Origin of the sequence: Phycicoccus sp. Soil803, assembly GCF_001429685.1 — a bacterium.
Taxonomy (GTDB): Bacteria; Actinomycetota; Actinomycetes; order Actinomycetales; family Dermatophilaceae; genus Pedococcus.
This window is the reverse complement of the sequence record NZ_LMST01000001.1, coordinates 372,098-384,956: the sequence shown is the minus strand read 5'-3', so window position 1 is coordinate 384,956 and position 12,859 is coordinate 372,098. Positions and strand designations below refer to the sequence as shown.

Annotated in this window: 12 protein-coding genes; 4 read left to right on the top strand and 8 right to left on the bottom strand. The window is 70.2% G+C overall.

Going from position 1 to position 12,859, the window contains the following annotated elements; translation table 11 throughout:
- The first annotated feature begins 5 nt into the window (after nucleotides 1-5).
- A complete protein-coding gene (locus ASG95_RS01775) occupies nucleotides 6-605 on the top strand; it encodes a bacterial proteasome activator family protein (RefSeq protein ID WP_057376342.1) in 600 nt (199 codons plus the stop codon).
- A 97-nt stretch (nucleotides 606-702) separates the two neighbouring features.
- Nucleotides 703-1,248: a DUF2306 domain-containing protein gene (locus ASG95_RS01770; RefSeq protein WP_057376341.1), complete on the top strand. Its 546-nt coding sequence runs from the start codon at nucleotides 703-705 to the stop codon at nucleotides 1,246-1,248.
- Nucleotides 1,249-1,419: 171 nt separating this feature from the next.
- Here ASG95_RS01770 and ASG95_RS21930 read toward each other — a convergent pair whose 3' ends face one another.
- The 4 genes from ASG95_RS21930 to ASG95_RS01750 form a co-directional block, all read right to left on the bottom strand.
- Complete coding sequence (locus ASG95_RS21930) at nucleotides 1,420-4,545, bottom strand: Ig-like domain repeat protein (protein ID WP_200961857.1); 3,126 nt, start codon at nucleotides 4,543-4,545, stop codon at nucleotides 1,420-1,422.
- Between the two features lie 270 nt (nucleotides 4,546-4,815).
- Entirely contained in the window at nucleotides 4,816-5,070 is a 255-nt protein-coding gene (locus tag ASG95_RS01760; protein WP_057376339.1) for a DUF3303 domain-containing protein, read from the bottom strand.
- 92 nt (nucleotides 5,071-5,162) lie between these two features.
- Nucleotides 5,163-5,450 carry a nitroreductase/quinone reductase family protein gene (locus ASG95_RS01755; RefSeq protein ID WP_057376338.1) on the bottom strand — a complete coding sequence of 96 codons (288 nt, stop codon included), beginning with the start codon at nucleotides 5,448-5,450 and terminating at the stop codon, nucleotides 5,163-5,165.
- A gap of 93 nt (nucleotides 5,451-5,543) precedes the next feature.
- Nucleotides 5,544-6,140, bottom strand: coding sequence for a VOC family protein (locus ASG95_RS01750; protein WP_057376337.1), 597 nt, complete (start codon nucleotides 6,138-6,140; stop codon nucleotides 5,544-5,546).
- A gap of 117 nt (nucleotides 6,141-6,257) precedes the next feature.
- On the opposite strand from ASG95_RS01750, the gene ASG95_RS01745 reads away from it, so the two are divergent.
- A complete protein-coding gene (locus ASG95_RS01745; protein WP_057376336.1) occupies nucleotides 6,258-6,686 on the top strand; it encodes a DUF309 domain-containing protein in 429 nt (142 codons plus the stop codon).
- Between the two features lie 2 nt (nucleotides 6,687-6,688).
- On the opposite strand, the gene ASG95_RS01740 is transcribed toward ASG95_RS01745, so the two are convergent.
- Together ASG95_RS01740 and ASG95_RS01735 are read right to left on the bottom strand one after the other, a co-directional pair.
- Complete coding sequence (locus ASG95_RS01740) at nucleotides 6,689-7,942, bottom strand: MFS transporter (protein ID WP_057378669.1); 1,254 nt, start codon at nucleotides 7,940-7,942, stop codon at nucleotides 6,689-6,691.
- 160 nt (nucleotides 7,943-8,102) lie between these two features.
- Nucleotides 8,103-9,539 (bottom strand): hypothetical protein, encoded by a 1,437-nt coding sequence (locus ASG95_RS01735; RefSeq protein ID WP_057376335.1) that lies wholly within the window; start codon nucleotides 9,537-9,539, stop codon nucleotides 8,103-8,105.
- 64 nt (nucleotides 9,540-9,603) lie between these two features.
- Between ASG95_RS01735 and ASG95_RS01730 the strand changes: the two genes are divergently transcribed.
- Complete coding sequence (locus tag ASG95_RS01730) at nucleotides 9,604-11,316, top strand: FAD-dependent oxidoreductase (protein ID WP_057376334.1); 1,713 nt, start codon at nucleotides 9,604-9,606, stop codon at nucleotides 11,314-11,316.
- A gap of 86 nt (nucleotides 11,317-11,402) precedes the next feature.
- Here ASG95_RS01730 and ASG95_RS01725 read toward each other — a convergent pair whose 3' ends face one another.
- Nucleotides 11,403-12,083 (bottom strand): phosphatase PAP2 family protein, encoded by a 681-nt coding sequence (locus ASG95_RS01725; RefSeq protein ID WP_057376333.1) that lies wholly within the window; start codon nucleotides 12,081-12,083, stop codon nucleotides 11,403-11,405.
- 122 nt (nucleotides 12,084-12,205) lie between these two features.
- Nucleotides 12,206-12,847, bottom strand: coding sequence for a TetR/AcrR family transcriptional regulator (locus ASG95_RS01720; protein WP_057376332.1), 642 nt, complete (start codon nucleotides 12,845-12,847; stop codon nucleotides 12,206-12,208).
- Nucleotides 12,848-12,859 lie beyond the last annotated feature (12 nt).

Genomic DNA, 12,859 nt, shown 5'->3' with positions numbered 1-12,859 from the left:
AAGGCATGAGCCAGCAGCCACATGACCAGCAGGACGACGCGGGCGGTCAGCCCGGGAGCGACCAGGACGGACAGCAACGCGTCGTCGTCGTGACCCAGGACGGCATGGGCGTCGCGCCCCACCACGACAGCGAGGACGGCCCCACGAACCCGGCCGACCTCGTCGAGCAGCCGGCCAAGGTGATGCGGATCGGCTCGATGATCAAGCAGCTCCTCGAGGAGGTGCGCAACGCGCCCCTCGACGAGGCGGGGAGGGTCCGGCTCGCGGAGATCCACCGGCGCTCGATCAAGGAGCTCGAGGACGGTCTCGCACCCGAGCTGATCGACGAGCTGGAGCGGATCGCGTTGCCCTTCAAGGACGACGTGGCACCCACGGACGCCGAGCTCCGGATCGCGCAGGCACAGCTGGTGGGCTGGCTGGAGGGTTTGTTCCACGGCATCCAGACCGCGCTGTTCGCCCAGCAGATGGCCGCCCAGCAGCAGCTCCAGCAGATCCGCCGGGCACTGCCCCCCGGTCACGCCCCCGAGGGCGCGCCGGGCGTGGCCGCGCCCCCCGGGCTGCGGCCCGACACCGGCGACAGCGGGCCGACCGGCCAGTACCTCTAGCCCCCGGGCCGCGGCTTGACGCGGCTGGGAGGTGCGGTTGCGCGGGGCGAGCCACGCGGCATAGAGTGGATAGTGTCACTATCCAACAGGAGCCTTCGTGGACCACTCGTGGAACGTCCTCATCGCCATCCATGCGTTCGCTGCGTCGTTCGCCATGGTGTTCGGCGCCGTCAACGTGCTGCGGCGCAAGCGGGGTGACCGCCCGCACCGGACGATCGGCTGGATCTGGTTGGTGCTCATGTACTTCACCGCGTTCAGCTCGTTCTGGATCCAGCAGCTGCGCCCCGGCAGCTTCTCGTGGATCCACGGCCTCAGCGCGTTCACGATCGTCACCCTGAGCCTGGGTCTGTGGAACGCGCGGCGTGGCAACATCCGTGCCCACGCCGGCAACATGATCGGGACGTATGCCGGGTTGTGGGGTGCGTTCATCGGCGTCGCCGCCGTGCCGAGTCGCCTGGTGCCGCAGGCGTTCCAGTCGAACTGGCTCGGGATGAGCCTGCTGACCCTGGCGATCGTCGCCGTCGGGCTCGCGGCCGTCGCCGTCCTCATCCGACTCCTCGGCCGGGCGGGGGTGCCGGCCCACGCCCAGGTCGGCAGGTCAGGCGACGGCGACGGCTTCGGGGCTCTCGACGCCGCTCAGTAGGCGCTGCGCAGCGCCCGACGCGCTCGGTAGGCCATCGCGTCGTCCGAGGGCCCGTGTCTGGCGGCCCGTCGGCTCAGCGTTCGACGAGTCGATCCACGAGGACGAGGACCCCGACGCTTTCCGTCGGGGTCCTCGTCCTTTGGTTCAGCTGCCGAAGCGCGCCGCCCTCGCCTAGCGGACGACCTGGACCGTCAGCACCTGGGTCCGGTCACCGACTCGCATGCCGATGTTCCAGGTGCGCTGGTGGAGCATCGCCGTGCTGAAGGTCACGCCGAGGGCCCAGCGGTTGGTGCCGGTCCAGTAGAACTTGTTGTCCAGACCGCGCGGCGCCTTGGGGTAGGGCATGGCGTCGACATACCGCGGCTGGCTCGTCGCGGCGGCCAGCATCGTGTAGGTGCGACCCGGGTGCACCACGTACATGCCGTTGCTGAAGGTCGCGCCCTGGATCACGAAGGTGGACACCTTGGCGGTGAGCCCCGTCGTCGAGACGTTGCCGGCCTTGTCCGTCGCCGTCGCGGTGTAGACGGCGCTGCCGCCGCTGACCCGCCGGCTGATGGTGCAGGACGCAACTCCCGAGAGCCCATCACGAGCCGAGCAGCGCCCGGCCGGTGCGGTGGCGAAGTACGGCACCGAAGTCGAGACCCCGGTGACCGCCACCGTCGGGCGGGTCTGGTCGACGTTGATGCCGGTCACCGAGACGGTCGCGGCACCACCGTCCTCAGCGAGGATGGTGCGGGACACGGACTGCGCGGCGCCGTTCTTGCCGAGCGTGACCGGTTGCGGGCAGGCGGCGACCAGGTCGGCGCCGTTCGGCGTGCAGGTGAAGCTCACCGTGACTGCACTGCGGTACCACCCGCTCTTGCTCTTCGGGTAGGCGCTCGTGACCTTCGCCGTGATGGTCGGGTTGTGCCGGGTGGTGGTGGCGGACGAGGCGAGGAACCTGGCGTCGCCCAGGTACTGGACGGCAACCTCGTCGGCCTTGCTGGTGGGGAGTGAGTAGCTCAACGTTGCGACTCCTGCGGCAAGCGTCGCAGTCCCGACCGAGGTGCCGTCGACGGTGAACCTGACCGTACCGCTCGGGGTACCCGAGCCCGGTGCCACCGGGGCGATCCGGGCCGTGATGCTGCTGGCTCGCACGGTGATGGTCGGTGTCGTCGCAGCCTGGTTGACCACCAGCGTCTGAGGCGTTGCGCTGGAGGGTGCGTACTTCGTCGCCTGGAGAGGCGCGAAGACCGCCCCGACCTGGTGAGCGCCCGGCGTGAGGGTCCCCAGCGCGGGGCTGGTCGCCTTGCCGTTGCTCACCGTGACGGGTGCTCCCCGCATGGTGCCGTCGACGGAGAACTGGACGTTCCCAGCTTGGCCACCGCCTACGGTGGCGGTTGCCCTTGCGGTCTGGCCGAAGACCGACGTGGCCGGGCTGAGGGCAACCGACAGCGAGGTCGGCGCGAGCGCGACGGTCACGGTCTGGCTCACCTCAGGGGCAGCGGCGTAGTCGGCACTGCCAGCCTGGTTGGCGGCGACGACACAGGTGCCGGCCTGGTCGAACGACAGGGTCGTCCCGGTGATCGAGCAGGCCGAGCCGGTCGTGGCCGGTGCGACGGTGAAGGTGACCGGGCTGCCCGACGCGCCTCCCACCGCGGTGAGGCTCTGGGTGTTGCCCACGGTCGCAGGGGAGGTGAGGGGAGCGAAGGTGATGGCCTGTGCGACGACGCCGACGGCGATGGTCTGTTGGGCCTGAGGAGCGGTCAGGTAGTCGGCGTTGCCGTCCTGGTCGGCGTCCACGACGCAGGTGCCGGCGTGGTCGAAGGTGACGGTCGAACCGCTGATCGAGCACGTCAGGGCGCTGGCCGCATCGATGGAGAGCGTCACCGGGTTGGCCGAACCCCCGCCGGTGGCTGCGACCGGATAGGTGTCTCCCAGCACGGCAGCGCTGGGCGCGACCGTGGTGAACGTGATGGCCTGCGGGGCCTGGTCGACCGTGATCGTCTGGAGGCTGCTGACCGCGTCGGGGGAGAGACCGTTGCTCGCGGTGACCGTGAAGGTGGAGGTCCCGGCGCTGGCCGGAGTGCCAGAGAGCACTCCGGCGCTGGTCAGGGTGAGCCCTGCCGGCAGCGTTCCGCTGGACACGGTGAAGGTGGGGTCGGGGTAGCCGGACGCGGTGAACGTGGACGAGTACGCCTCCCCCACGGTTCCGGTGGTGGGGGCTGCCGCGGTGAACACCGGCGCGCCTGTCAGGTAGGTGAACGCCCCGACCGCGGGGAGGGTGACTCCGCCCGCGGTGGTCACGGCGACGTGCTGCCTTCCGTTGGGGGGCGTCGGGGGCGCGGGAACGGTGACCACGACCTGGGTGTCGCTCGAGGACGTCACCGGGGCGGCGTATCCACCGATGGTCACGGTCGCTCCCGCGAGCCCGGTGCCGTCGATGGTCACTGAGGAACCGGGAAGCCCGGCCGCGGGCGAGCTCGCGGTGAGGTGTGCGGGGTAGGACAACGTGACGATGCCGTGGCCGCCATGGCCGGAGACCGCACCGGTCAGCGTGCCCGCGAAGTAGGACCCGCCGCCGCCACCGCCGCCGTTGTTGCCGTTGTATCGGCCGCCACCGCCGCCGCTGTAACCGCCACCGCCGGCGCCTGCGAAGCCAGTCGACCCGCCGCCACCGCCGAAGCCGCCGACTCCGTAGCTGCCGGAGCCGCCGGACGCACCATTCGCGAGGGACTGGCCGCCGCCGCCCTGGGCGCTGCCACCGTTGCTGAGCAGCCCGCCGCCACCGCCGGCGGTGCCGGCACCGCCGCCGTTGCCGCTGGTGCCTCCAGCGCCACCGCCGTTGCCACCTGCCACGCCGGAGGTGCTGGTGCTGGCTTCGAAGGGGAACACGTTCGATCCCGCGCCTCCGCCGCCGCCCGCCGCAGCCAGGATGCCGCTCTGGTCCGCGGTGGTGTAGACGAATGACCCGCCGCCACCGCCGGCCCCGGCACCGAACCTCACGCCGTCGCGGCCCATGCTGCCGGCGATGATGTGGAGCGTGTCGCCCGGGGTCACGGAGATCGTGCCGGTCAGCTCGGCGCCGCCCCAGCCTCCGCCGTATGCCGCGCCGCCCTGCGCACCGGCGATGTCGACGTAGAGCTGCGTGACTCCAGCGGGCACGGTCCAGGTCTGGACGCTCCCGGTGGCGAAGAAGGTCTGGGCCGTGTCAGTGGTGACGGCGGCGGCGGACGGAGTGGCTGCGATGACGGCCGCGGCCGTCATGGTGCTGACGGTGACACCTGCGGCAAGCAGGCGGCGGCGAAGAGAGATCATGAAATGTGGATGCTTTCTGTCAAATATCAGCCGAAGTCGGGCCCGCCGAGTAGAGCACCATCCACGGTCCATCCACGGCCCCCCCGTGGGTATGCATGGAGATGGAGCCAGAAGGCTGAGCCTCGACGGCCTGAACGGCCACTGAACCGGCAACTAACGGACAGGCACGTGCAGCGCTGCCGCCGCGATCACGTGGCGCTGACTGCGGTGTTCCGTCGCGCGGTATGCCGCGTGCTTGCCGCCCCGGGTCGGGTTGCCCTTGCGGCTGGATCAGTCCTTCGGGACGGGGATCTCGCTGACCGGGGTGATCGTGCTGGTGCAGCGCTTGAAGCCGGGCCAGAGGAACTTGTGCACGGCGTTGACGTCGTCGGCCTCGACCACCAGGAAGAGGGTGTGCTGGGCGTTCGCGCCGTAGCGACCGATCAGCGTGACCCCCTCGACGCTGTCGTCATACAGCGAGTTCGAGCCGCCGTCGTCTCGGGGGCAGAGCTCAGGACTGTGAACCTGCGTGATGTGGAACAGCACTGGTCCTCCTCATGCAGCCGCTTCGTTGGTGCTGTCCATGGTGGACCGGGCCGGCGGTCCCTGTCATCGGCCATCGCGCCTAGTGCGCCGCGCTAGCTGGGCTTGGGGACGAGCTCGAGGACCACGACCGCAGTCTCAGTGGTGCGCAGCGCGGCATACGCATCCAGCTGGGTGTCGATCTCACGCCATCGCGCCCACAGCCGATCACGCTCCTCCCCTTCGGCCGCGCGCGCCCTCACGGTGCCCCCACCGCCGGCGAGGTCAACCGCGGCGACCGGCTGTTCCTGGAGATTCAGCCACCACGCGGGCTCGCCGTCGGCCCAACCGTTCATCGCCAACGTGACCAGGTTCGGGCCGTCCTCGAAGTACCCGAGGATCACACTTCGCGGCTGACCCGATCAGTCGTCCCGTGGTCGTGAGTCGCAAGGTGCCCCAACGGTTTTCTGCGAGCAGGGCCGGGCCGCAGGCGCCGCTCATCGCGGCAGTGGGTTCGGACCGGTCGCGGTCATGAGTCGCTGGGGATGCCAGTCGTCGACGTGGTCGAACCCGTCGGCGAACGGGCCGGCATCCAGCTCGACGGATGCCCGCAAGGAGAGCCGATAGAACTTCACGTGCGTGAAGTCCTCGAACAGGACGTAGACGGGGTCCGGTGTGCTGTTCGGACCTTGGAACTGCTGTCCCGTGAGGACGGGCTTGTGGGTCTCGACGAAGGCGTCGAAGGTGTCGCCGACCACCACGCCGAGGTGCTCCAGCCCCATCTTATAGACGCGCTGGTGCACAGGAGGGATGAGCTCGATGAGCGGGACGGACTTGCCGTCGAGGACCTCGAGCGGCACCGCGGGCACGATCAAGGAGATCGGGCGACCGTTCCAGACGTTCTCGCGATTGGCGACCGCGTGCCGTTCCAGCAGGGTCCGCACGTGGACGTACTGGTCCCACTCCGGCACTCGGAAGGCCAGGTGGCTGAGCGTGTACGGGCGGATGTCGATGCCTCGGGACAGGAGGCGCTCGGCCTGCTGCGCGGCGAAGGCCCGGTAGTCCCCGATGATGTCGCGCACCGGATCGGCCATCGCCGCCTCCTCTCGGCCGCCACCCTACGACCTGCGCCCCACTGCGGCGAGGGGCGCAGCTGACGCTCGAGCCGGCACGGAGGAGCAGATGGGGCCATCTGTTGGGAGACTGGTCGTATGACCGCACCTGATCGTGACCGTGACATCGAAGGCCGCGCGCGCCAGGCCAGGCCCCGCGACGCCTTGGGCCGCCCGTTGCCCTACGGCGCCGAAGGCGTCGAGCCGGTGTCGGAGAAGGCCCTGCCTCCCCTGGAGACGCTGAAGACGGCTCGCGAGCTCGTGGCAGCAGGCCGTCCGTTCTCAGCCCATGAGGTCCTGGAGGCGCGCTGGAAGGGCGGACCGGTCGACGAACGCGACCTGTGGCAGGGGCTTGCGCAGGTCTGCGTTGCCATGACGCATGCGGCCCGCGGCAATCGGGTCGGAGCCGAAAGGCTCTTCGAACGCGCCGCGGAGCGGCTGACGGCATTTGCTGCGACCGGCCGCTCGGCGTACGGCCTCGACCTGGAATCGGTGGTGGAGCGGGCGCGCAGCCAGGGAAGGCTGTGAGGTCAAGCGCCGTCTGATCCCGCCGGGGCTGTTGGTGCCACGCCGGGGGCGGTGGGGCTGGTCATGACCCAGTCGGCCGGGGCGTTCTGGCGACGTGAGAGAAGGAGTGCAGGCAGCGCGAGAGCGGAGATCGCGGCACCGACCACGTAGGACGGGCCGTACCCCCACACGTCCGCTGACTTGCCCAGCACCGGCTGCCCCCAGACTCCACCGCTGGAGCCCATCAGCGAGTCGAAGGACAAGATCGTGGCCCGCTGCTTGGAGGGGATGAGGCCGTTCAGGTAGGTCTGGCGGATCGGCATCGCTGCCGCCCAGAGCAGACCCCACAGGCTCACCAGCGTGATGACGACCCAGAAGCTCTGCAGCAAGCCCATGAGCGCCAGGGCCAGGGTCCCCAGGGCCGAGATCGCGGCCAGCGCGCTCGTCCGGCGGTGGACGAGGCGTCGGACGCGGGGAGCGATCAGCCCTCCGAGGATCTGGGCGCCCGCGACGATCGCTGCTGCGAGGCCCGCCACCTGGTACGCATGGGGGTCGCCGTAGAGCTCGAGGAGGTACGGCTGCAGCGCGTAGAAGGCGTAGATGGCCACGCCGCCGGTGAACAGCGACTCGACCATCAGCCACTTGACGGCAGGCACCCGCCACCCGAGGTCCACCGAGGTCGCGACGATGTGCCGCATCTCGGCCAGCGGGCGCCCACGCGGGTCGGGCGTGAAGCCGATGTCGTGCATCACCACCGACGCGAACAGGAACATGACCGCGAGGATCGCGGCGCGCAGGACGAACGGAACGCCGACCGACGTGTGCTGGGCGATGACACCGCCGCCGAGCGAGCCGACGAGCATCGCGGCCCCGCCCACCACCTGACCGCGGCCGAACACCGACTCGACCGTGCCGGTGAAGTCGACCGCAGCCAGAGCGTCGATGAGCCACGCCTCGACCGCACCCGAGAAGAAGGTGAAGCCCAGCCCCAGCGCGATGGACGCGAGGGCCCACAGCCAGAACGCCGCGTGCCAGTGCCAGAGCCCCACGTACGCCAGCGTCGCCGCGCTGAGGGTGATCGTGCCGAGCAGGTAGGACGCGCGGCGACCGATCGTGTCGGCGACCACCCCGGTGGGCACCTCGAAGATCACCATGCCTGCGGTGAAGAAGGCGTTCGCCGCGAAGGCCTCGAGGTTCGACAGGCCCGCGTCGAGCAGGAAGATCGTGTTGATGCCCCAGATCAGCGCCTGGGCAAGGGTGTTCCCGAGCAGCAGCATCAGGTAGGTCCGCTCGACCCCCCGGGCCGTCGTGACGGGAGAGGCATTCGACACGGAACCATTGGACCGCTTGCAGGGGTGGACGTCGATAGCCACACACTGCCGGGACCATCGCCACGCAACCGGTGACCGCAGGTCAGGGTGAAACCGTTGACCGCAGCTAGGCCGGACCGGGAGTCGCCAGGACCGCCCGCTCGGCTGTGGCGTCGACCACGGCCCCGATCCTGGCGTAGGTCGTCAGTGCGGCTTCGTGCTGCTCCCGGGCACGATCCGGGTCGCCCGCGGCCTCGTGGATGCGACCGAGCAGCGAGGCGACCCGGGCCGCCTCGTAGGTCAGGTCGATCTCGGTGAAGAGCTTGTGCGCATTGCGTGCCGCCCTCTCGGCCTCCGCAAGGTCGCCCTGGGCGAGCTGGACCGCGGCTTCGCCAGCGTCGGCGATCGCCCGCAGGGCGGGGGTCCGGTGGTTCACGGCGATCTCGGCCAGCTCGGTCGCGGCCGTGCGCGCCGTCGGGAGGTCGTCGAGCATCAGGGCCACCTCGAGCTGAGTGGGCAGGAGCTTCGCCCTCTCGAGAGCACCCATGCCCTTGCTGCCGAGGACCCGCCGCAGGGCCGTGGCGGCGGCCCCCGGGCGCCCCCGCTGGACGAGGGCCCGGGCGCGACCCGGCTGCGGTGTCACGCCCATCTCCTCCGCCTGCCGGAAGGCCTCCTCAGCCGCGTCGATCTCCCCCATCTTGAGCCGGACCTCGCCCAGCTCCCGGAAGGCGAGCGCGGAGAACATCAAGTTGAACGAGCCCAGCTCCGTGGTCGCGGTCAGAGCCTCTTCCTGGGCCTCGGCCAGGAAACCTCGCAGGCGCAGGATCTCGGCGCGGTGCACCCTGCAGACCCCGGGGAACCCGTTGATGGCCTGCCGGTCGCACCACCGCGTGGCCGCCTCGGTCCAGCGGCCGGCTGCCTGCCAGTCGGCCACCTGGGCGTTGACCGCGATCATCATGCAGTAGATCATTCCGGTCGCCCGGGCACCCAGGTCCCCGGCCACGGCCCCTTCTGTCGCCTCCTCCACCATCGGCAGGCCCTGTTCGGGGTCGTCGGTGTACACCAGGGCGATACCTTGGAAAGCGTGGCCCAGGGCGAACAGGTCCTTGTCGCCATGACGTGAGCCCAGCGCCTCGGCCTGCGCGGCATGCTTGGCCGCCGCATCGAGGTCGCCATCGTCGCGGGCGGCGATGCTGCGCGCGAAGCTGAGCCACCCGTGCTCGGCGCTCTCGGGCTGTCCGTCGAGCAGGCGGGTGGCGTTCTGCAGCCACGCCGTGGCCGTGCCGCGTTCACCGAGATCGCCGTAGTGCTGGGCCAGGTCGATGGCCACGTGAGCCGCCCGGCGCGGGTTGCCCAGCTTGAGGTGCGTCTCGTAGGCGCGCTCACGGAGCGCCATGCAGTGGCGCATCTTTCCGATCCACCACGCGCATTCGGCCATCTGGTCGAGCTCATCGGGACCCAGCGGCTGGACGGCGTCCGCTGCCGCGAAGAGCTGGAATGCCTCGCCCCACGCGTAGCGCGACGCCGCTTCGCTGGCCTCAGGCACCGTCGAGAGCTCGGTCATGGCCTCATTGTCGCAAGAAAGCCGGGACTCGTCGCTGACGATTTGATGACGTCACAATAGGGCCGTGGCCCCCTTCCCGGCTCCGCGCGACGTCGACCCGCCCGAGCAACGTCCGGTCATCCTGGCTGTCGACGACGACCCGGACGCCATCGCGCTCCTGGGCGAGGAGCTGAACGACCGATACGGCCGGGCGTACCAGATCCGAACTGCCAGGGCGGCCACCTCGGCACTGGACCAGCTGAGCGCACTGCGGGAGACCGGCGAGCGGGTGGCCCTGGTCCTGTCCGACCAGTGGCTACCCGACGGCACGGGGTGTGAGCTCCTGGCCCAGGCAAGGGAGCTCTTCCCCCATTCCCGCCGGCTCCTCCTGATCTCGTGGGGCGAGTGGGCGATGGATGCCACCGCCCACCCGCTGCGCCGGGGCATCGGACTCGGGCAGATCGACTACTACGCGATCAAGCCTTGGCGGGCGGGCGATGAGCTGTTCCACCGGACGGTGACGGAGAACCTCCACGAGTGGGTCGGCTCAGACGCATCGCTGTCACGGGAGCTGACGATCGTCGCCGAGGCGGGCGATGCCCGCGCTTCAGAGCTGCGCAGCCTGCTCAGCCGAAACCGGGTGCCCTTCGTCTTCCACCCAACAGGCTCGCCGGCGGGACGGCAGATCCTGGAGGAGGTCCGCGAGACCGACACCGGCGTTCCTGTCGTCGTTCAACGCAATGGGCGGGTCCTGGTCGACCCGACCAACAGCGAGATCGCCGAGGCCTACGGCGCACGCACCCGCCTCCAGGGCTCCCGCGAGTACGACGTCACGGTGGTGGGCGCCGGGCCTTCGGGGCTCGCTGCAGCCGTGTACGCCTCCTCGGAAGGGTTGCGCACCCTGGTGATCGAACGCGAGACGATCGGCGGCCAGGCCGGGTCGAGCTCGCTCATCCGCAACTACCTGGGCTTCCAGCGCGGAGTCACCGGTGCCGACCTCGCCACCCGGGCGCACCAGCAGGCGTGGGTATTCGGCACCACGTTCCTGCAGATGTGCCAGACCCAGGCGATCCGCAGCGACGCGGATCGGCTGTACCTGACCACGTCGAACTGCGCCGAGATCGCGACCGGCGCCGTCGTCCTCGCCATGGGGGTCAGCTATCGAAAACTGGGCCTTCCGTCACTCGACGAGCTGGTCGGACGAGGCGTCTTCTACGGCGCCTCCGCCTCCGAGGCGGAGCGGTTCACCGGGCGTTCGGTCTTCGTCGTGGGTGCCGGCAACTCTGCCGGACAGGCCGCCGTCCACCTGGCCGCGCACGCCCGCAAGGTGACGATCCTCGTGCGACGCACCACGCTCGCCGAAACGATGTCGCGCTACCTGATCGAGGAGATCGAGGGACAGCTCAACATCGACGTCCGCTACCGGACCGAGATCGTCGACGGAACGGGCGACGGAGAGCTCGAGAGCCTCACGCTGCACGACTTCGAGCGAGGCACGACCGAGACCCTCCCTGCCGACGCCGTGTTCATCCTGATCGGCGCGACGCCACTCACGGACTGGCTGCCCGCACAGGTCGCCCGCGACCGTTACGGATTCGTCGTGACCGGGGTCGCCGGCAACGACTGGTCGCTGGCCCGGGCGCCCTTCGTGTTCGAGTCGTCGATGCCCGGGGTCTTCGCCGTGGGCGACGTGCGCTCTGGGTCGGTGAAGCGCGTGGCATCCGCGGCCGGAGAAGGGTCCGTCGCGATCCAGCAGGTGCACCAGTACCTGCAGCTGGTGGACTCCGCGAGCAGCTGACAGCCGGCCGCCAGCGCGGCGAGAGAAGGACTCAGCGGGACGAGGTGCCCGACCTCGAGGCTGCGACCCCTGCCGCAGACGAGCGGTCAGGCCTTGCGGCGGAGGTAGGCCCAGGCGAGGAGGGCGCAGACGAGGCCGTTCGCGGCGCCGATCAGGATGTCGCTGAGGTGGTGCATGCCTCGGTAGAGGCGGGCGTAGGCCACCAGCACCGGGATCACGAGGAACAGCGTCGTGACCAGGCGTCGCAGCGCAGGCCGCTCGATCGACTGGGCGAGCATGGCGAACGACACGTAGAGGGCGGTCGCCGCGCCGACGTGTCCGCTGGGGTAGCTCGAGGTCGGCGGCGCGGGATCGAGGTGCGGGATGTGGGGTCGCGGCCGGCCCACGACCGCGGTCGCGATGACGAACACGGTCGCCTGGAGCGAGATCGCGATGGCTGGCACCAGCGCCCGCCACCACTCGCGGGTGCGCCACCAGATCAGTCCGACGGCGACCACGCAGACCCCGATGACGATCTCGGTGTTGCCGATGTGGGACAAGACCATCGTGATGGAGTCCCAGGTCCTGGTGCGGGTCTCCTGCACGTCCTTGCTGATCGTGTCCTCGGAGCTCAACCCCTTGAGCGGCCCCTTGATGAAGAGACCACCGCCTACGATCAGGACCCACAGCACCACAGCGGGGGCGGCCGCCCGCACCGCGAGGTCGCGCAGGGCCGAGCCGACCGACGGCGCGGAAGGATCGTCCGAGTAACGGGTCAGGAAGGCCATCGCGACCCCCCCTGCTGGTCGAGGTCGTTCCTGGCTCGAGCAGTGCACATGAGCGCGACCCTACGCCTCGCGACCACCGCACAGGCCCCTGACCTGCAGCGTTTCCCCTCCCTCGGGCCAAGTCAGGCCAGGAGCTGTTGGGTGGCACAGGAGATGACCCACTCCTGGTAGCGCTGCTGGCCCCACCGCCGCCTGCGCCGCAGGGTGTTGAAGACGCCCGGCGACGTCAGGGTGAACATGATGTCTGCGGCGGTCGCAGCGGTCATCCCGGCCTTGAGCTCGCCGCGCGAGTGGAGCCGCTGAGCCATCCGCAGGTTGATGTCGTAGGCGGCCTCGGTGCCGCGGGCCACCGACCGCTCCAGGTCGGGGTCCATGCCCGGAGTGGCCTCGCCCATCAGGATCAGGTCGCCGGCCCGGTTCATCAGGTCGGTCCCGAGCTTGAGGTGGGCGGCCAGAGCCGCACGCGGGTCGTCCAGCTCGCGCGCCGCAACTGCGTCGGGCCGATCAGCGGCCGGCACCCGTGACTCGTCGCCCATCGTCAACATCGCGATGGTGTGCCGCAGCAGCCCGAACTTGTTGCCGTAGCTGTCGTAGAGCGTGCGCTCCCCCACTCCGGCACGCTCCGCCACATCCTTGAGCGTCGTGCCCTGGTAGCCCTTCGCGATGAAGAGCTCCTTCGCCGCCTGACGGATGCGCTCGCGCGTCTCCTCGGCGGCCGCCGCCCGAGCGGCCGACCGGTACTGCCTCTTGACACCTTCTTCCACGAGCGTCACTCT

What these genes read in the sequence shown, in the direction of transcription:
- ASG95_RS01775 (WP_057376342.1), top strand. Translation starts at nt 6, where the DNA reads ATGAGCCAGCAGCCACATGACCAGCAGGACGACGCGGGCGGTCAGCCC.
- ASG95_RS01725 (WP_057376333.1), bottom strand. Translation starts at nt 12,083, where the DNA reads ATGGCCTTCCTGACCCGTTACTCGGACGATCCTTCCGCGCCGTCGGTC.
- ASG95_RS01740 (WP_057378669.1), bottom strand. Translation starts at nt 7,942, where the DNA reads ATGCTGCTGCTCGGGAACACCCTTGCCCAGGCGCTGATCTGGGGCATC.
- ASG95_RS01750 (WP_057376337.1), bottom strand. Translation starts at nt 6,140, where the DNA reads ATGGCCGATCCGGTGCGCGACATCATCGGGGACTACCGGGCCTTCGCC.
- ASG95_RS01735 (WP_057376335.1), bottom strand. Translation starts at nt 9,539, where the DNA reads ATGACCGAGCTCTCGACGGTGCCTGAGGCCAGCGAAGCGGCGTCGCGC.
- ASG95_RS21930 (WP_200961857.1), bottom strand. Translation starts at nt 4,545, where the DNA reads ATGATCTCTCTTCGCCGCCGCCTGCTTGCCGCAGGTGTCACCGTCAGC.
- ASG95_RS01745 (WP_057376336.1), top strand. Translation starts at nt 6,258, where the DNA reads ATGACCGCACCTGATCGTGACCGTGACATCGAAGGCCGCGCGCGCCAG.